This is a genomic window from Agrobacterium vitis, from assembly GCF_013337045.2.
GTDB lineage: Bacteria > Pseudomonadota > Alphaproteobacteria > Rhizobiales > Rhizobiaceae > Allorhizobium > Allorhizobium vitis_B.
In genome coordinates, this window is sequence record NZ_CP118259.1 from 283,302 (window position 1) to 301,617 (window position 18,316).

Annotated in this window: 17 protein-coding genes; 16 read left to right on the top strand and 1 reads right to left on the bottom strand. The window is 57.2% G+C overall.

Annotated elements, in window-relative coordinates:
• Positions 1-106: 106 nt before the first annotated feature.
• The 9 genes from fliQ (at position 107) to folD (ending at position 7,924) form a co-directional block, all read left to right on the top strand.
• On the top strand, positions 107-373 hold the full coding sequence (gene fliQ / locus G6L01_RS01320) for a flagellar biosynthesis protein FliQ (protein ID WP_070163564.1): 267 nt from the start codon (positions 107-109) through the stop codon (positions 371-373).
• Positions 374-510: 137 nt separating this feature from the next.
• Positions 511-2,601, top strand: a complete 2,091-nt coding sequence (flhA, locus tag G6L01_RS01325; RefSeq protein WP_070163582.1) for a flagellar biosynthesis protein FlhA — start codon at positions 511-513, stop codon at positions 2,599-2,601.
• Positions 2,598-3,350 carry a flagellar biosynthetic protein FliR gene (gene fliR / locus G6L01_RS01330; protein WP_070163565.1) on the top strand — a complete coding sequence of 251 codons (753 nt, stop codon included), beginning with the start codon at positions 2,598-2,600 and terminating at the stop codon, positions 3,348-3,350. The genes flhA and fliR overlap by 4 nt, the downstream gene beginning before the upstream one ends.
• A gap of 228 nt (positions 3,351-3,578) precedes the next feature.
• Positions 3,579-3,992: a hypothetical protein gene (locus G6L01_RS01335; RefSeq protein WP_070163566.1), complete on the top strand. Its 414-nt coding sequence runs from the start codon at positions 3,579-3,581 to the stop codon at positions 3,990-3,992.
• A gap of 32 nt (positions 3,993-4,024) precedes the next feature.
• The gene (locus G6L01_RS01340) at positions 4,025-4,624 is read left to right on the top strand and encodes a rod-binding protein (RefSeq protein ID WP_070163583.1); all 600 of its coding nucleotides are present in this window, start codon (positions 4,025-4,027) and stop codon (positions 4,622-4,624) included.
• A gap of 174 nt (positions 4,625-4,798) precedes the next feature.
• Positions 4,799-5,164, top strand: coding sequence for a hypothetical protein (locus tag G6L01_RS01345; protein WP_070163567.1), 366 nt, complete (start codon positions 4,799-4,801; stop codon positions 5,162-5,164).
• Positions 5,164-5,694 (top strand): flagellar basal body-associated FliL family protein, encoded by a 531-nt coding sequence (locus G6L01_RS01350; protein WP_070163568.1) that lies wholly within the window; start codon positions 5,164-5,166, stop codon positions 5,692-5,694. Before G6L01_RS01345 ends, G6L01_RS01350 begins: the two co-directional genes overlap by 1 nt.
• A 256-nt stretch (positions 5,695-5,950) precedes the next feature.
• Entirely contained in the window at positions 5,951-6,880 is a 930-nt protein-coding gene (locus G6L01_RS01355; protein WP_234892039.1) for a WecB/TagA/CpsF family glycosyltransferase, read from the top strand.
• Positions 6,881-7,024: 144 nt separating this feature from the next.
• On the top strand, positions 7,025-7,924 hold the full coding sequence (gene folD / locus G6L01_RS01360; protein WP_070163569.1) for a bifunctional methylenetetrahydrofolate dehydrogenase/methenyltetrahydrofolate cyclohydrolase FolD: 900 nt from the start codon (positions 7,025-7,027) through the stop codon (positions 7,922-7,924).
• A gap of 1 nt (position 7,925) precedes the next feature.
• On the opposite strand, the gene G6L01_RS01365 is transcribed toward folD, so the two are convergent.
• Positions 7,926-8,954, bottom strand: coding sequence for a LacI family DNA-binding transcriptional regulator (locus tag G6L01_RS01365; protein ID WP_070163570.1), 1,029 nt, complete (start codon positions 8,952-8,954; stop codon positions 7,926-7,928).
• Positions 8,955-9,264: 310 nt separating this feature from the next.
• On the opposite strand from G6L01_RS01365, the gene G6L01_RS01370 reads away from it, so the two are divergent.
• The 7 genes from G6L01_RS01370 to G6L01_RS01400 all read left to right on the top strand — a co-directional run bounded on the left by G6L01_RS01370 (position 9,265) and on the right by G6L01_RS01400 (position 18,304).
• Entirely contained in the window at positions 9,265-10,623 is a 1,359-nt protein-coding gene (locus G6L01_RS01370) for an ABC transporter substrate-binding protein (RefSeq protein ID WP_070163571.1), read from the top strand.
• Between the two features lie 86 nt (positions 10,624-10,709).
• Positions 10,710-11,720 carry a carbohydrate ABC transporter permease gene (locus tag G6L01_RS01375; RefSeq protein ID WP_070163572.1) on the top strand — a complete coding sequence of 337 codons (1,011 nt, stop codon included), beginning with the start codon at positions 10,710-10,712 and terminating at the stop codon, positions 11,718-11,720.
• 1 nt (position 11,721) lies between these two features.
• Complete coding sequence (locus tag G6L01_RS01380) at positions 11,722-12,867, top strand: carbohydrate ABC transporter permease (protein WP_070163573.1); 1,146 nt, start codon at positions 11,722-11,724, stop codon at positions 12,865-12,867.
• Between the two features lie 76 nt (positions 12,868-12,943).
• Positions 12,944-14,596, top strand: a complete 1,653-nt coding sequence (bglA, locus tag G6L01_RS01385) for a beta-galactosidase BglA (RefSeq protein WP_070163574.1) — start codon at positions 12,944-12,946, stop codon at positions 14,594-14,596.
• A 77-nt stretch (positions 14,597-14,673) separates the two neighbouring features.
• On the top strand, positions 14,674-15,762 hold the full coding sequence (locus tag G6L01_RS01390) for an ABC transporter ATP-binding protein (protein ID WP_070163575.1): 1,089 nt from the start codon (positions 14,674-14,676) through the stop codon (positions 15,760-15,762).
• A 138-nt stretch (positions 15,763-15,900) separates the two neighbouring features.
• Complete coding sequence (locus G6L01_RS01395; protein WP_081343950.1) at positions 15,901-16,308, top strand: hypothetical protein; 408 nt, start codon at positions 15,901-15,903, stop codon at positions 16,306-16,308.
• Positions 16,309-16,915: 607 nt separating this feature from the next.
• Positions 16,916-18,304, top strand: a complete 1,389-nt coding sequence (locus G6L01_RS01400; protein WP_081343951.1) for a DUF2778 domain-containing protein — start codon at positions 16,916-16,918, stop codon at positions 18,302-18,304.
• Positions 18,305-18,316 lie beyond the last annotated feature (12 nt).

Below are 18,316 nucleotides of genomic sequence, written 5' to 3' on the forward strand. Positions count from 1 at the left end.
AAAGGCTTTAACGACTGTGAAATTCCTCAAATCGATTGGGATTTGAGGAATTTTGCTTTATCAATTGAGTCGTGTCGGGCGGCATGATGTCGCTGGAGGAATGCCCATGAATGAAGCTGATGCACTCGATATTATGCGCACCGCTGTATGGACCGTGCTGATTGCCTCGGGGCCAGCCGTTCTGGCGGCGATGATCGTCGGCGTCGTGGTCGCCTTGATTCAGGCATTGACCCAGATCCAGGAAATGACCCTCACATTCGTCCCGAAAATCGTTGCGATCATGGTGACGATCGGCATTTCCGCTCCCTTTGTCGGTTCTCAAATTTCGATTTTTGCCAATCTGGTGTTTTCCCGGGTCCAATCCGGGTTTTAAATCAATGTGAAGCCGTTCGTCCTTAGACATTCGCCTTGAGATAAGGGCATCCTCGCGCAAGCTTTGTCCGCTAATCCTGTCGCCATAATGGCGGATTCTCGTTCCGCCAGCCTTCTCATGAAGAGATGGAACAGGACATGGCGCAAGCACCGACGACCTCACTTCCGACAATTGCCAATAATCGCGGCCGAGAAATCGGCTTTGCCATGGGCATTGTCGCTATTCTCTGCATTCTCTTTCTGCCGATCCCACCCTTCCTGATCGATATGGGGCTGGCGTTTTCCATTGCCCTTTCCGTTCTGATCCTGATGGTATCGCTCTGGATACAACGGCCGCTGGATTTCTCCTCTTTTCCGACCATTCTGCTGATTTCGACCATGGTGCGCCTGTCGCTGAATATCGCGACGACGCGGGTTATCCTGTCGCATGGTCATCAGGGTCATGATGCGGCCGGCAGCGTCATTGCCGGCTTTGCCAACCTGGTCATGTCCGGCGATTTCGTGATCGGTCTGATCGTGTTTGCCATCCTGGTCACCGTCAACTTCATCGTCATCACCAAGGGTGCCACCCGTATCGCGGAAGTGGGCGCTCGCTTCACGTTGGATGCCATTCCCGGCAAGCAGATGGCGATCGATGCCGATCTCTCGGCGGGTATCATCGAGGAAAGCGAAGCTCAACGCCGGCGCAAAGAACTGGAGCAGGAAAGCTCCTTCTTCGGCGCGATGGACGGTGCCTCGAAATTCGTGCGCGGCGACGCGGTCGCTGGTCTGATCATCACCGCCATCAATATCGTCGGTGGCATTATCATCGGTTACTTCCGCCATGGTATGCCTATCAGCGAAGCAGCCGATGTGTTCGTCAAGCTCTCGGTGGGCGATGGTCTGGTCTCGCAGATCCCCGCTCTGATCGTCTCGCTCGCTGCCGGCCTGCTCGTCACCCGTGGCGGCAATGCCGGGTCCACGGACGAAGCTGTCATCAACCAGTTGAGCGGCTATCCGCGTGCGTTGTCGGTTGCTTCTGGCCTGATGTTCCTTCTGGCGATCATTCCGGGTCTGCCCTTGCTGCCCTTCGTGATCCTGGGCGGTCTCATGGCATTCGGTAGCTGGTACATTCCCCGTCAGGTGGAAGCCGTGAACCTTGCCAAGCGGCAAGTCGAGGAAAAGAAGGTCATTCAGAACAAGGAAGCCGAAAAGGATTCGGTCAAGAGCGTGCTGAAAACCTCAGAGATCGAGCTGGCGCTCGGCAAGCTGGTTTCGACCCGACTGCTTGGCTCGCATCAGGAACTTGCTTTCCGCGTCGGCAAGATGCGCAAGAAATTCGCCAGCCAATACGGTTTTGTCGTGCCTGAAATCAAGGTGACGGATGATATCGGCATCCCGGACAAATCCTATCATATTCGGGTCCATGGCACGACCATCGCCTCGAACCTGTTGCGGGTTGGCGAAGTGCTTGTTGTCACCGGCAATGGCCGCAAGCCGCGCATTCCCGGTGACGAAATTCGCGAACCGGCCTTTGGCATGCCAGCCGTCTCGATCATGGAAGCCTTTACCGAAGACTTGAAGCGCGAAGGCTTTCATCCGATCGACAATGTCTCTGTCGTACTGACCCATTTGAGCGAGGTTATCCGCAACAATCTGCCTCAGCTCTTGTCCTATAAGGACGTGAAAATCCTGATCGATCGGCTCGATCCTGAATATAAGAAGCTGGCAGATGAAATCTGCTCCTCGCATATGTCCTATTCAGGCTTGCAAGCCGTGTTGAAACTGTTGTTGGCCGAACGGGTGTCGATCCGTAACCTGCATCTGATCCTCGAGGCTGTGGCAGAACTGGCGCCGCATGTGCGCAAGACCGAGCAGATCGTTGAGCATGTGCGTGTGCGCATGGCTCAGCAATTGTGCGGCGATCTGACCGACAATGGCGTGCTGCGGGTCCTGCGATTGGGCAGCAAATGGGATCTGGTCTTCCATCAGGCCCTGAAGCGCGACAACAAGGGTGAGGTTGTCGAATTCGATATCGACCCGCGTTCGCTGGAAGAGTTCAGCGAGCAGGCAAGCCGGGTTATCCGTGAATTCATGGACCGCGGCCTGCCTTTCGTGCTTGTCACGTCGCCGGAAACGCGGTCTTATGTGCGCATGATTATTGAACGCTTGTTTGCAACCTTGCCGGTGCTGTCACATGTCGAATTGGCCAAAGGCATCGAAATCAAGATCCTGGGATCGATTTCATGATCACTGATCCGCAAGGATCGGTATTGGCTCTGTTCCTGGTGTTTTGCCGTATCGGTTCCTGTTTCATGACCATGCCGGGTTTTGCGTCCTCGCGCATTCCCACCCAGATCCGCCTGTTGGTCGCGGTCGCGGTCTCCATTGCTTGCACGCCGCTTGTCTGGGATACCGTGTATCCCAAGGTGAGCAGTGGCGGCTCCATTTTTGTCGCGTTGATCTTTACGGAAACGCTGATCGGCGCGGTCTTTGGTCTGATTACCCGATTTTTCACGCTGGGCCTGCAATTTGCCGGTGCGATTTTGACGATGATGATCGGTTTCAACAGCACCGCCACGGCGGATGTTCTGGAAGACGGTGCCGAAAACCAGATGACCAACATGATCAGTTTTTGCGGGCTGATGATGTTGTTCATGATGGATTTTCACCATGTCATCTTCCGGGCGCTGATCGACAGCTATACGGTTATGCCGATGGGCGGCGTGCCCGATACCCAGAAGATGCTGATAACACTGACGGATACCGCCTCGCGGACCTATATGCTGATGCTGCGGCTTTCCAGCCCCTTCATCATCTATGGCCTGATGTTCAATCTCGGCGTCGGCCTGGTCAACAAGTTGGCACCGCAGATCCCGGTCTACTACATCTCCACCCCCTATCTTATCACCGGGGGAATGCTGCTCGTTTATTGGTCGATCGGGGTGATGATGCGCCAGTTTGCCGATGCTTTCATACCGATCTTTCTGGGGCATTAGAGTCTATCAGGGAAGACTGGAATGCGATTTTGCGTCCGGAAATGCGTAAAACAAAGAGCATTTCCAGCAAAAGTGTTGCGCGGTTTTGCGCCGGGAAATGCTTAAATAAGAGAGAGTTAGAGATTTTTCATCCTTCAAAAGCGAAGATGCTCTAACATGAGAGGGGCGCTGACATGACAGAGCCAGGGATACCAGGGATGAGTGCGATGCTCTCGATGAGGCCGTGTCATGGGACCCGATAAGAAATCCAAGAAATTGAAGCGGCTGGTGGCTGTGCAGCGGCATTTGGAAAAGATCGCCGAGAACGATCTCGTCGAGACCGCGCGCCAGCGCCAGGAAATTGCCGCCGGCCTCGAACGGGTGATCGAGGCGCTGGGTTCGATGGACCCGGTGCATAGGCTGTTTGCCCAATCCTATGCGGATCGCTTCGACCGGCTTTCGGGCGATGACCGACGCATGGCCGATGTGCAGCGGGTGCAGGAAAACAAGGTTCTGCGCCAGCGCACCAAGGCGGAACGGCTGCAAGACAAGATGATTGAGGCGCGCGGACACGAGGATCGCGAGGCCGAGGACGAAGCGCTTCAGGATCTGATTGACCTGACATTTGCCACACCAGCCTCCAGCAAGCTTCACGAGAGATAGTGGTTCCAGTTGATTTTCAGGGAACGAACACCGTGGCTATTTCTCCTCCAAGCGATCTTGTTATGGATGTTGTGCGGGCGGCCGAACCGTCTGCCATGGCAGAGGCCCAGCAAAGGCTGCAATCGGCACGCGCCAGCGTGCAGGCCGCCAGCCTGAACGAAAAAAGCGCCGGTTTCGAAGTGGCGATGAACACTTTGAACGACGGCGCATCCACCAAGGCAGGGTTGGCCAATCGCGCCACCAATACGATCAAGGCGAGCGATATTCCCAAGCCTTACCGGCAATATGAAGGTATCGTGTTGCAGAATTTCATTTCCAACATGCTGCCCAAGGATAGTGAAGCTGTTTTTGGCAAGGGCAATGCCGGTGAAATCTGGAAAAGCATGATGGCCGAGCAGATCGGCAATACCATTTCCGAGCGTGGTGGCGTTGGCATTGCCAAGCAGATGTATGCCGATGAAATGGCGAAATTGCGGGGCAAGGGCGCCCAGAACGCCACAACAGACCCCTCTCAGCAGAACATGGCGCAGATGCGGCTTGACGAGATCGAGCGCAAGTCACTCGGCCTTGCGGGTTCCGATGAGGCAACTGACACGGTGAAGGTGCCCTTCTCTGGCGCAGCCACAGTCTGATCTTATCGCCTTGAGGCACGCAGTTTGTAGCAGTGCACGATTATCCCCCATCCCTTGGGATGCCTGCCTTGCGACTGGGCTCAACATAAAAATATGCGCAGATTAAAAAGTGACATCAGCCCCGGCGCCACAGCGCAGGCGCTTGGCGGTCGGAATTCAAGGAACAGATTTTTCATGGAACATGTGTCCAACGACTACCGGATCAAGACCGTTCTCGGTCGTCTCGAAATGATTGTCGACAACGAAAATCATCGAATCGGCAAGGATCCGCAGTTTGATTTCAAGGTCTCGAACGCCCACAAAAGCCGCTGCCTTTACGAACTGACAATGTTGTTTCGCGATACCGATCCCAAGGAAATTGCCATCAATTATGTCGAGCAGATGCATGGGCTGAAGAAAAAGCTGGCCTTGAACGCAAGACGAGTCGAGGCACATCTGGATGCCGTGCGCGCGGTGGCCGATATTCTGCGCAGCGCTGTTCAGGATGCCGATAATGATGGTACCTATTCCCAGGAACAGTTTCTCTACAGAGAAAATTAATGGTCAAGATTGTCATTGCCGGCGTATGGGCCTGCATCGTCGCTCTCGTCGCCGTTTACTTTTCCATCCAGGTGGCCACCGCGCCACCGCCGGTCGAAGAGGTCAAGGCGCCGCCGACTGAAGTGGTGCGCGGAGAAGCCATCACTGTGCCATTTCTCGAAAATGGTAAGGTGAAAGGCTATTTCATTGGCCGGTTCTCCTTCATGGTCGACAAGGAAAAAGCTGGCGCCATGCAGATGCCGATGACGGAGCTGATGACAGACCAATTGTTTACCTTGCTGGTCGGCAATTCGATGGTTGATCTGTCGAAATCGACCAAGCTCGATGTTGACGGTTTCAAGCAGGCCATCAAGACCGGCATCAACAAACGCCTCGGCAGCGATGTCATCAATGACGTGCTGATCGAGCAGCTTGACTTCCTCGGCAAGGACGATATCCGCGAAGGTGGTGGCGGCAAGCCGAAGCTGCTGCCAGCGGTCAAGATCGTTGAAGGAGAGAAGGCCCCGGAAGGTGCCGCGCCTGCACATTGATACGAACGGCCATTGAAGATGGCAGTTGGTACTCCGGTTTCGACTATTTCAAGCGTTTGATGCATTGAGATATTCGAAATCCTTTGAGGGCGAGGATGGGGTTCACATCTTCGCGCCTTCTTATGAGAGACATGGCTGGAGCAATCGCGGTAAACGAAGTATAAACGAAAAGCCTGTATTTCTAGCGGGCTACTTAAGCCGGATTTTATGCCTGCCTGTTATTCTGCGCATGGTTTCAATCTGGCTTGTCATGTTTATGAACACAGTTACCACGCGCAAAGCCCCTGTCGCAGATGCTGATGAACAGATCAGCACGGCGCGCCTTATTCATAGGGTTCGCCAGGATCTGGCCGGAGACTGGGGTCGCCTCCATCATGATGATGAGTTCCACCCGATGAACCTGATTTCAACCGCAGAGCAGATTGCCCCGAAAAAGATCCTGTTTGGCATGCCGATCTTCGATCTTTCCTGGGTTTCCGGCCTCAGCCTGATCGCTCAATATGCGGCAACGCCTGGCGCGCATGCGCAGGTTTCCTTCCTGAATGCCAACAATATCAACATCATGCTGAAGGATGCCGCCTATCGCGATGTCCTTAAAACGCATATCGTTCTGCCTGATGGGATCGGCATGGATCTGGCGGCGAGCATCTTCGACGGCGAGCCCTTTGCGGCCAATCTGAACGGCACGGATTTCGTGCCTGCGCTGTTTACCTATATGGAAGAGCCGCGCCGCATCGGCCTGATCGGCGCAAAGCCCGGCGTGCTCGCCGGTGCTGTCGCCCGTTTCCGCAAACATGCCCCGTGGCACGAGTTCGTCCCGGTGGCCGATGGCTTTTTTGACAATGAGGAACTGCCAATCATCCTGGAACGGCTGGCGGCCGCGAAGATTGATGTGCTGCTGGTCGGTATGGGAACGCCGTTACAGGAAAAATGGATCGCCGAGCATATCAAGCCAGACCATGCGCGGGTGGTGTTCGGGGTCGGCGCGCTGTTTGATTTCGTGTCCGGCACCATGCCGCGTGCGCCTCGGTGGATGCGCAAAATCCGCTGCGAATGGCTTTACCGGCTGACGCGCGAGCCGAGCCGGTTGTGGCGGCGTTATCTGATCGGTATTCCGGTCTTCCTCTTGCATGTGCTGCGCTTCAAGTTGTCGGCCCGCCGCGACAGGGCTTCTGCCGAGCAATGATGGCGTTGATCGCGACCATGCCAAATTTTGATCCGAATTACTGGTTTTGCATTTTGAAAGCGGAGACGGGAATGGTAGCTACCATTCATTCCCCCATGAGCCGGTAGACCGGCTCCTATCGCTTTCAGCAAGAGGAAACCAGACGTGGCAACGGTGATTGACGGAAAACAGGTCGCGGCATCGGTCATTGAGGCCGTCAGGATCAGTTCCGAGGCATTCGAAAGAGACAGCGGCCAGAAGGTCGGTCTTGCCGTGATCATCGTCGGCGATGATCCGGCCAGCCACGCCTATGTCGGGTCCAAGGGCCGGATGGCCAAGCAATGCGGCTTTAATTCGGTTCAGCATACCTTGCCGGAGGAGACCAGCCAGCAGCAATTGTTGGATCTTGTGGCGAGCCTCAATGCCGATCCAGACATTCATGGCATCCTCGTCCAATTGCCACTGCCCAAGCATTTCGACAGCGAGGCGGTCATCCAGTCCATCCTGCCGGAAAAGGACGTGGATGGACTGCATGTGGTCAATGCCGGCAAGCTGGCGACCGGTGATCTCGAAACCGGGCTGATTTCCTGCACGCCCGCAGGTGCCATGCTGCTGGTGCGCCAGATCCATGGGGCTGATCTTTCCGGTCTGAATGCGCTGGTGATTGGTCGTTCCAACCTGTTCGGCAAGCCGATGGGCCAATTGCTGCTCAACGCCAATGCAACCGTGACCATGGCCCATTCCCGCAGCCGCGATTTGGCCTCCCTGGCCCGCCAGGCCGATATTCTGGTGGCAGCGGTCGGACGAGCTGAAATGGTCAAGGCCGATTGGGTGAAAGAGGGCGCGACCGTGATCGACGTCGGCATCAACCGCGTCGCCGCCCCTGAAAAAGGCGAGGGCAAGACCAAACTGGTCGGCGATGTCGCCTTTACAGACTGCGCGCAAAAGGCGGGTGCCATCACTCCCGTTCCCGGCGGCGTCGGCCCGATGACCATCGCCATGCTGATGGCCAATACGGTGATTGCGGCCTATCGTGGCGCAGGCAAGCAGCCGCCGAAATTCTGAGTCATTTTCCAGGCGCCGGGCCAGTCGAGGCCCGGATGACCAGTTCAGCCTGCCAGATTTCCTGGAGGGGAGGCCCCGCCGGGGTCTGGGCTATGTCGGCGATCAGCCGTTGCGCCACCCGCCTTCCAGCATCTCTCAGCGACGAGCGCGTCGTGGTCAGCGGTACGCGGAAATGTTCCGGCTTTAGCAGCGGCAGATCGTCGTCATGGGCGATCAGCGAAATATCGTGGCCCACCGTCAGCCCGGCATCGTTGATGGCCCGCACAGCCCCAAGCGCCAACACCGTACTGGCGCAAAGCACTGCCGTTGGACGATCCGGCCCTTGAAGGAGGGCGCTCATTTTCCGGTAGCCCCACTCATCAGTCATCAACGTGTGGCTGATTGCCTCCGGCGGCAGGCCAAGGCCTGCGGCTGCAAGCGCCTTTTGCGCACCTTGCAATCGGCGCAGGGCGAAATCGAGGTCTGCCGGACCGTTCAAAAGCGCAAATCGGCGGTGGCCAAGCCCGATCAGCAGCTCCGTTGCTTGCCTGAAGGCGCCTTCATTGTCGATATCGAGATAGGGATAGTCTTCCGGTATGCCCTGCGAGCGGCCATGGATGATGAAAGGCACCGAAAGTGATTTCGCCATGGCAATGCGGGGGTCACTGGCCCGGAGATAGGCGAGGTAAAAGGCATCCACGGCGCCGCTGCCGACTAGACCGCGAATGGCCTGCTCTTCCGCCTGTGGATGGGCCGGAATGATGACGAAGTGAAATTCATGCTGAAGACAGGTCTCGGCAAGCCCGCTCTGGAATTCCGCGAAGTGGATGTCGGAGCTGCGTTCCGGGGAAATCGGCATGACCAGCCCGAGTGAACCGGCCTTGCCGGTTGCCAGCCGCAGGGCCGCGCGGTTTGGCCGATAGCCGGTCTCGGCAGCGGCCTTGGCAACGCGCTGGCGGGTCTCTTCATTGACCTCCGGATAGCCGTTCAACGCCCGGCTGATCGTCGTCTGCGACAGACCGAGCAGCTGCGACAATTGCTTCAAATTCACGAGGCTTATTTCTCCCTTCGCTCGGGTCTCCCGCGCCCAAAGCGCTTGCAAATTATCAGCAGAGGCGCGGGCTGCAAATCGAAAATCTATTTTTAAACCCAATCCCTTTCCCAAACCGGTCGCTGCTCCATTTTTAAGGAGACAGAATGGTTTCGTCTTTTTGAAAAGGCTTGACTCTGCCACGAGCAATGGAGATGTTTGCCCACCAAAGCGCTTTGGAAGCTGGATGATGGCGATGGCAGGATCGTCCCAGCTCGGGAAACAGGCCATGGAAACAGACGTTGGGATATTGAATAAAGGGAGGACTTTCGTGAAAAAACATCTGCTTATGGGGATTGCCGCTTTATGCCTGGTTGCAGGCGGCGCAAACAGCGCCGAGCTGAAGTTCAAGCCGGGAGAAGATGCAAGGTTCAACTGGAAGAGCTATGAGGAATTCTCCAAGTCTCACCAGTTAAAGGGCCAGACCATTACGATTTTCGGCCCCTGGCGTGGCGAAGACCAGGCGCTGTTTGAAAGCGTGCTCGACTATTTCCGTAAGGCCACTGGCGCCGACGTGAAATATTCCTCCTCGGAAAATTACGAGCAGCAGATCGTTATCGATACCCAGGCCGGCAGCCCGCCCAATGTCGCCATTCTCGCCCAGCCCGGTCTGGTCGCCGATCTCGCCTCCAAGGGTGCCTTGACGCCGTTGGGTGAGGAGAATGGACAATGGTTGAAGGACAATTTCTCCGCCGGTCAGTCCTGGGTCGATCTTTCCACCTTCAAGGGGAAGGACGGCAAGCCGCAGATCTATGGCTTCCCCTATAAGATCGATATCAAGTCGCTGATCTGGTATGTGCCTGAGAATTTCGAGGATGCTGGCTATGACGTGCCCAAGTCGATGGAAGAGTTGAAGGCGCTGACCGAAAAGATCGCTGCCGATGGCGGCACGCCGTGGTGCATCGGTCTGGGTTCCGGCGGTGCGACGGGCTGGCCCGCGACCGACTGGGTCGAAGACATGATGCTGCGGCTCTATCCGGCTGACGTCTACGATAAATGGGTGAAGAACGAGATCAAGTTTGACGATCCGCAAGTGGTGAAGGCCATCGAGGATTATGGCTGGTTCTCGCGCAATCCGAAATTCGTCGATGGCGGTGCGGCGGGCGTGGCATCTACCGATTTCCGCGATAGTCCGAAGGGCCTGTTTACCTCTCCGCCGAAATGCTACCTGCATCATCAGGCATCCTTCATTCCGTCCTTCTTCCCGCAAGGTACGGTCGTTGGTCAGGATGTCGATTTCTTCCCGACCCCGAATTATGCCAGCAAGCCTGAACTCGGCAATCCGGTAGAGGGGGCTGGCACCCTGGCGATGATCACTAAGGATTCGCCCGGCGCGCGTGCCTTTATCGACTTCATCAAGACCCCGATCGCCCATGAGGTCTGGATGGCGCAATCCGGCTTCCTGACCGCCTTTAAGGCGGCCAACCAGGAAACCTATGCCAACGACCCCTTGAAGAAACAGGGCAAGATCCTGCTTGATGCCACGACGTTCCGGTTTGACGGTTCCGACCTGATGCCGGGCAAGATCGGTGCGGGCGCTTTCTGGACCGCCATGGTCGATTATGCTGGCGGCAAATCCGCCGACGAAGTCGCCAAGGGCATCCAGAAATCCTGGGACGGCCTGAAGTAACGCTGCAATCGCCCGGGTATCGCAGCCTCAATCAGCTGCGATACCCGGGCATCCATATTGATAAGACGGGTTGGGAGGCCGGGTCCGTGGAACAGCTTTTATACGCATCGATTACCATCGTTATCGGCGTGGGTGCGGCGCTGGCCTATTTCTTCGGGTCGAACTTCATTCTCGACCGGCTGTTTCCCGCCAATATCCCGGATCTTTCCCGCGCCTCCCGCAATCTGCGGATCGCAGGCCAGATCCGGCCCTGGCTGTTTCTCGGCCCGGCGCTGCTGTCGCTCGGCATCTATCTGGTCTATCCGCTGTTTTCGTCGATTGCCTATTCGCTCTACGACCGGTCCGGCACCCAGTTTGTCGGTCTCGACAATTACCGCTGGATGATTTTCGATCGTGAATTCCGGGAATCGATCTTCAACAATATCCTCTGGTTGATCGTGGTGCCGACCGGCGCCACCCTGTTCGGCCTGGTGATTGCCGCGCTCACCGACCGCATCTGGTGGGGCAATATCGCCAAGTCGCTGATTTTCATGCCGATGGCGATTTCCTTTGTCGGCGCCTCGGTCATCTGGAAATTCGTCTATGATTACCGCGACGCGAATGCCGAGCAGATCGGCCTTCTCAACGCCATTGTCGTCTGGTTCGGCGGCACGCCGCAGGTGTGGATTTCCCTGCCGTTCTGGAACAATTTCTTCCTGATGGTCATCCTGATCTGGATTCAGACCGGCTTTGCCATGGTGCTGCTGTCGGCGGCCCTACGCGGCATTCCCGAGGAAACCATCGAGGCTGCGGTGATCGATGGCGCCAATCCCTGGCAGATTTTCATGAAGATCAAGGTGCCGCAGATCTGGGGTACGATTGCCGTGGTCTGGACGACGATTACCATCCTGGTGCTGAAGGTCTTCGATATCGTGCTGGCCATGACCAATGGCCAATGGCAGACCCAGGTTCTTGCCAACCTGATGTTTGACTGGATGTTCCGAGGCGGCGGGGATTTCGGTCGAGGGGCTGCCATTGCCGTTGTCATCATGCTGATGGTCGTGCCGATCATGATCTGGAATATCCGCAATGCACGCCGGGAAATGGGAGGCCATTGAGATGCGCACACGGGTTCTCTCTCCGCTGAATATTGCGGTTCATACGACTGTCTTGCTGCTCGTGCTGGTCTGGACCATCCCAACCATCGGCCTGCTGGTGACGTCCCTGCGCGACAAGAACCAGATCGTCGCCTCCGGTTGGTGGACGGCGCTGACCAGTTCCAGCCAGAAAGGCATTTTTCGCGCCCCCGGTGGCGAAGCGCAGCGCCAGGAGGGCGCAGCTTACGCAATATCCGGCAATGTGCTGGAGGGCGGGTCGGGCACGGTCAGTGCTTTCGGCACATCCAGCCTGAAGCCGGAGGAATTCGAAGCGGGTGCTACGGCCCAGCTCAAGGACGGCCAAACGTTGACGGTGGCCGCAGACGGTACCTTCAAGCTGACCTCGAATGCATCTTTCGAGGGATCGCGTGGCCAGCGTATTTTCTTCACGGCCGAGCAGCCGCCGCGTTTCAGCCTCGACAACTATCGCACGGTGTTGAATGCCGAGGGCATTGGCAAATCCTTCATCAATTCGCTGACGGTTGCCGTTCCCGCCACCATTATTCCCATTCTTGTGGCGGCCTTTGCCGCCTATGCGCTGGCCTGGATGCCCTTTCCGGGCCGCTCTCTCTTGCTTGCGGGTATTGTCGGCCTGCTGGTCGTGCCGCTGCAAATGTCGCTGATCCCGCTTCTGCGGATCTACAATGATGTCGGGGCGTTTTTCGGGGTGCCGTCGAAAACCTATCTTGGCATCTGGCTGGCTCATATGGGTTTTGGCTTGCCACTCGCCATCTATCTCTTGCGCAATTACATCGCCGGATTGCCGCGTGAAATCATGGAATCGGCAAGGGTGGACGGCGCCAGCGATTTTGAGATCTTCATCAAGATCGTGTTGCCGTTGTCCTATCCGGCGCTGGCGTCCTTCGCGATCTTCCAGTTTCTATGGACCTGGAACGACCTGCTGGTCGCCATGGTGTTTCTGGGGACCGGCAACGAGGAACTGGTGCTGACCGGCCGCCTCGTCAACCTGCTCGGCTCGCGTGGCGCCAATTGGGAAATTCTCACGGCCTCTGCCTTCATCACCATTATCGTGCCGCTTTTGGTGTTTTTCGTGCTGCAACGCTATCTGGTGCGCGGTCTGCTGGCCGGTTCCGTCAAGGGTGGCTGATCGCGTTTTCGACGGCTTGTTTTTCCTTCCTCCCTAAATCCCCAACAGGCCTAAATTTCCAAGAGGACAGATATTCATGACTGCTGCTTCCGATAGTGTCGCAATGCCGGACAAGGACTGGTGGCGCGGCGCGGTCATCTATCAGATTTATCCCCGCTCTTTCCAGGATTCCAACGGCGATGGCATTGGCGATCTAAAAGGCATCACCGCCCGCCTGCCACATGTGGCAGGCCTCGGTGCCGATGCGATCTGGATCTCGCCGTTCTTCACCTCGCCGATGAAGGACTTTGGTTATGACGTGTCCAATTACGTCGATGTCGATCCAATGTTCGGGACGCTCAACGATTTCGACGCGCTGATTTCCGAAGCCCATCGCCTTGGTATCAAGGTGATGATTGACCTCGTGATCTCCCACACGTCAGACCAGCATGCATGGTTCGTCGAAAGCCGTTCCAGCCGCATCAATGCCAGGTCCGACTGGTATGTCTGGTCTGATCCCAAGCCCGATGGCACGCCGCCGAACAATTGGCTGTCGATTTTCGGCGGGTCTGCCTGGCAATGGGACCCGAGCCGGATGCAGTATTACCTGCACAACTTCCTGACCTCGCAGCCCGATCTCAACATGCATAATCCGCATGTGCAGGAGGCGGTGCTTGATGCTGTCCGGTTCTGGCTGAAGCGTGGCGTTGACGGGTTTCGTCTGGACACCATCAATTTCTACTTTCATGACCTAGCCTTGCGCGACAATCCGGCCTTGGACCCGGAGCGCCGCAATGCGGCGACGGCACCGGCGGTCAATCCCTATAATTTCCAGGAGCATATCTACGACAAGAACCAGGCGGAAAACCTGGAATTCCTCAAGCGCTTTCGCTCTGTCCTGGATGAGTTTCCAGCGATTGCCGCCGTTGGCGAAGTCGGAGACAGCCAATACGGGCTGCAAATTGCCGGGCAATACACGTCGGGCGGCGACAAGATGCAGATGTGCTATGCCTTCGAATTCCTCGCGCCCGATCCGGTCACACCGGCGCTGGTCGCCAATACCCAGAAGGCCTTTCAGGAAGCTGCGCCTGAGGGCTGGGCTTGCTGGGCCTTTTCCAACCATGATGTGGTGCGCCATGTCAGCCGCTGGGGCGCCAACGTTGCCGACCGTGCCGCCTTCGCCAAGCAGATGGCCGCATTGTTGATGACCCAGCGTGGCTCGGTCTGCATCTATCAGGGCGAGGAACTGGGGCTGACCGAAGCCGATATCTCCTTTGAGGACCTGCAGGACCCTTACGGCATCCAGTTCTGGCCGGAATTCAAGGGGCGCGACGGTTGCCGCACGCCGATGGTCTGGGATACGCTGGCCAAGCAGTCCGGTTTCAGCGCCGCCGACAAAACCTGGTTGCCGATTCCGGTCGAGCATAGCCTCAACGCCGTCCATGTCCAGGAGGGGCATGACGACAGCGTGCTGGAACACTATCGGCGTTTCCTGCATTTCCGCAGAACGCAGCCAGCGCTGATCAAGGGCGAGATCGCCTTCCATACGGTCACGGAGACTGCCCTCGTCTATTCCCGTAGCCTGGACGGCGAGACAGTCTTGTGCGGCTTCAATATGTCTGCCGAACCGGCTGAACTGTCTTTGCCGGATGGAAATTGGCAGGCTCTGGAGGGCCATGGTTTTGCCGGGAGTGTCGCAGGCGGCAAGATCAGCCTTCCGGCCTGGGGTGCCTGGTTCGGTCACGGTTAAACATTGAGACTAACAAACGGTCATCTGTCCGGCTCATGGCGAGCCGGGCAGATCCTAAAACGAGGAGGGGGAGGACAATGGCAAGCTTGGTCCTGAAAGACATCCGCAAGGCCTATGGACAGGTCAAGGTGCTGCACGGCATCGATCTTGAAATCGCCAAGGGCGAGTTCGTGGTGTTTGTCGGTCCGTCCGGCTGCGGCAAATCCACGCTTTTGCGGATGATTGCCGGACTGGAGGACATTACCAGCGGCGAGATGCGCATCGATGACCAGATCGTCAATGACGTGCCGCCCTCCAAGCGCGGCATTGCCATGGTCTTCCAGTCCTATGCGCTGTACCCGCATATGACCGTCTATGACAATATGGCTTTCGGCATGCGGATCGCCGGTGAAAGCAAACAGGAAATCGAACGGCGGGTGCGCGCCGCCGCCGCCATCCTGCAATTGGAACCCTATCTTGACCGCTTGCCCAAGGCCTTGTCGGGCGGCCAGCGCCAGCGTGTGGCCATTGGCCGGGCGATCTGCCGAGATCCGAAAGTCTTTCTGTTCGACGAACCGCTCTCCAATCTCGATGCCGCTCTTCGTGTCGCAACCCGGATTGAAATCGCCCGTCTGCACGAGCAGATGTCCGATACAACGATGATCTATGTCACCCATGACCAGGTCGAGGCGATGACGCTGGCCGACCGGATTGTCGTGTTGTCGGCGGGCCGGATTGAACAGGTCGGCGCGCCGCTGGAGCTTTACGAGCGCCCCGCCAACCTGTTCGTTGCCCAGTTTATCGGTTCGCCCGCCATGAACATCCTGCCGGCCACCATCGTTGAGGCGGGGTCTGAAACGTGTATCGCGCTCAAGGATCGTTCGACCCTGTCGGTGCCGATTGCTGTTCCTACAGAAGATGCGGGCAAGGCGGCCAGTTTCGGGGTGCGGCCGGAAGATCTGACCATTGCCGCCGAAGGTCCGGCGCTGTTTGAAGGTACAGTTTCCCTGGTCGAGGCCCTGGGCGAGGTGACAATGCTCTATGTCGACGGCCCGGTCGAGGGGCAGCCGGTGGTGGTGAAACTGCCGGGCATTGCCAAGGTTGCCAGGGGCGAGCGGCTGCGCTTTGCGGCAGATAGTGAAAAGCTACATCTTTTTGATGCGCAGGGGCAAAGCTACAAGCGTTAATCGCGCTTGATTTCCCATGCATTAACTATGGTAAAAAAGGCAGGCTCGCCAAGGGGGCGGGCAAACTGGTTTCTCCATTTTCTGTTAAGTTCGTTCCCCTAGCCTGTGAACAGTAAGGGCGTGAATGGGGTAAGCGTTATGAGTACGGCAGCTGGTCAATCAAATTACCTGCGCAGGGAAGAGTCTTTCATGTATGACCGGGAAGGCCGGTTTCGCATGGAAGACACCATGAATTCCGGGCGCTTGGAATATACCGAGAAAGGCATGAGCCATATGGCGTCGCGCCGGTGTGACATCATCCGTATTTCTCAAAGCGGCGCGCTGATTTCCCTGCTGACGCAATTCAATCTTCCCAAGCAATTCTACCTGGACATTCCCGATGCCCGTATCAACAAGGTAGGCGGCTTGTTGATGAAGACCTTTTCCAACAATACCGCCGAGATTCGTTTTCTGCGGTTGTTGACGCAGAAGGAGCTGGATCGGATTTTCGTGTTCAGCACCCATCCGGCCCATCGTGACCGCGTTCTGGATGTTCGCACCTGGTAATGACAGCAGGCGAGGCAATTTTGGCCAGTAAGCGCTTTGTACGGTAGCGTACCAAACTTTAAATATCAGAGACATTGGCGGGGAGCATCAGCTCCCCGTTTTGCTGTTTGCCGGAGAGCTGCTTCGGGCCGTTGGATGGGATGTCCATTCCTTTTCTTATATCTCAACCGATTGATAATATTGAAGATCAGGAGCAGCATCCATATCGATGCGCTATGTGCCTTGACGTTCAGGTCCTAAGCCTCATCCGGGAGTTTGTGCAGTTCAGCCTTAAAGGCTCGCTCCTGCGCGCAGCGATAAAAATGCCGCAAGTCCGTGGTGTTTCCTCTCTCCGCACGAATATGAGACATTGCGATGATAAAAACCGGGTTTTGTAAACACTTTGGTTACCAAGTTTCTTCATCCTTTAAAGACAGTCGGTGCTTGTTGCCGATGGACTGGGTCTTCTGGACCGGATCTTCAGGGCGATGGTCTCAGGCGCGGCAAGCATTTGAGACAGTTGCACTCTCTTGAAGGCGGGGATGCTTGGCTATCCTCCAGCCTTGGTAAAAAGTTGCGGCGTTGAGCCGCCAGCCGCTGACCGGCTGTTTGGGTACGAGTTGTGAGTATGGCGTTCGCGGTCGATTTCTTTCCCAGTACTGGCAGGTCGGGCACCGGAAGCTCAGGGCGCGCAAAATCCGTCCTGGTTCCCAGGCTGATGTCCGGCGCGGCGCTTGTCGGCGGTAGCCTTGCCGCCGGTCTTTGGGTCGCCGTGGCATTCGGCACTCTGCACGGTGTCGGGTTTTCGCAAGCCTCTGTCTCCTCTCCCTTTTCGAGGGATATGGCGGCGGAATTCCGCAATAGCCTGGTCTTGCCAAAGCCGCCTGTCGCCGCTGTACGGCGGGACGAAGTCCGATCTGCCCAGGTGGTGAAGGAAAAGATGGCGCAGGTCCGCCACGAAATCGCGGCCCTTTCCACACCGGTTTCCAGGCCGCTTGACCTCGCTGGACGCGCAATTCTCGAACAGGCGCTGGCCGTCTCCATTGCCGAACGGGCATTGGCGCAGCGCTGGAGCAACGATACCGGCAGCCAGGTTGCCGAGGCCGTGGCGGCAAAGCCGCAGCCAGTTCAACCAACCTTGATGCCGCCGCAACAGGTGGCTGAGGCTATCCTGAAGACGGCGCCGCCGCTTGGCCAGATAAACCAGCCCTTGTCCGCGCAATTGCAGCCGGTCGCAACCGCCCTGGTCGCCGACCGCAGCCGCGATTCCGTCGCTCCGTCACAAGCTGGCCCGACCACTATTGCCTCGGCTGAACCGCCTGCCGCCAAGCCGATGCAGGTGGCTATGCTGCCGGATGTGGTGCCAGCACCGATCAACCGGCCCAAGAGCGACCCCTTCCGTGAAGTCCTGGTTGCGCCCAAGCCTGAGACCGACGCTGATACCGAAACCTCCGCCCGGCCACAGCCACAGCCAAAGACCATTCCGTTGAAATCTGCACCGGAAAAAACCGCGCCGAAGACAGTGATGGCCTATGCCCGCTCACAAGAGGTGATGGACGACGATGAAAGCCCGTCGATCTTCCGCAAGCGCGCCTCGTTGCCCGGTCGCGGTAGCGGTGTCGCCGTCTATGATATTTCCAGCGCTACGGTCTATATGCCGAATGGTGAAAAGCTGGTGGCCCATTCCGGCCGTGGCGAAAATCGCGATAATCCACGCTCCGTCCATATCAAGAACCGTGGTGCGACCCCGCCCAATGTCTATCGGCTGACCCTGCGTGAAAGCCTGTTCCATGGTGTCGAGGCCTTGCGGATGACGCCTGTTGGCGGCAACAATATGTATGGCCGTGATGGCTTCCTCACCCATACATTCCTGCTGCGGGTGCGTGGCGATTCCAGTGGCTGCGTGGTGTTCCAGGAATATCCGCGCTTCCTGGCGGCCTACAAGCGCGGCGACATCAAGACGCTGATCGTTGTGCCGACCGTTGCTGAATTGCCGAAATACATGGCAAAGCTGTAATACGAGCAACTT

Coding starts and splice junctions, on each gene's coding strand:
- fliQ (WP_070163564.1), top strand. CDS start 107: ATGAATGAAGCTGATGCACTCGATATTATGCGCACCGCTGTATGGACC.
- flhA (WP_070163582.1), top strand. CDS start 511: ATGGCGCAAGCACCGACGACCTCACTTCCGACAATTGCCAATAATCGC.
- fliR (WP_070163565.1), top strand. CDS start 2,598: ATGATCACTGATCCGCAAGGATCGGTATTGGCTCTGTTCCTGGTGTTT.
- G6L01_RS01335 (WP_070163566.1), top strand. CDS start 3,579: ATGGGACCCGATAAGAAATCCAAGAAATTGAAGCGGCTGGTGGCTGTG.
- G6L01_RS01345 (WP_070163567.1), top strand. CDS start 4,799: ATGGAACATGTGTCCAACGACTACCGGATCAAGACCGTTCTCGGTCGT.
- G6L01_RS01350 (WP_070163568.1), top strand. CDS start 5,164: ATGGTCAAGATTGTCATTGCCGGCGTATGGGCCTGCATCGTCGCTCTC.
- G6L01_RS01355 (WP_234892039.1), top strand. CDS start 5,951: ATGAACACAGTTACCACGCGCAAAGCCCCTGTCGCAGATGCTGATGAA.
- G6L01_RS01380 (WP_070163573.1), top strand. CDS start 11,722: ATGCGCACACGGGTTCTCTCTCCGCTGAATATTGCGGTTCATACGACT.
- bglA (WP_070163574.1), top strand. CDS start 12,944: ATGACTGCTGCTTCCGATAGTGTCGCAATGCCGGACAAGGACTGGTGG.
- G6L01_RS01390 (WP_070163575.1), top strand. CDS start 14,674: ATGGCAAGCTTGGTCCTGAAAGACATCCGCAAGGCCTATGGACAGGTC.
- G6L01_RS01395 (WP_081343950.1), top strand. CDS start 15,901: ATGAGTACGGCAGCTGGTCAATCAAATTACCTGCGCAGGGAAGAGTCT.
- G6L01_RS01400 (WP_081343951.1), top strand. CDS start 16,916: ATGGCGTTCGCGGTCGATTTCTTTCCCAGTACTGGCAGGTCGGGCACC.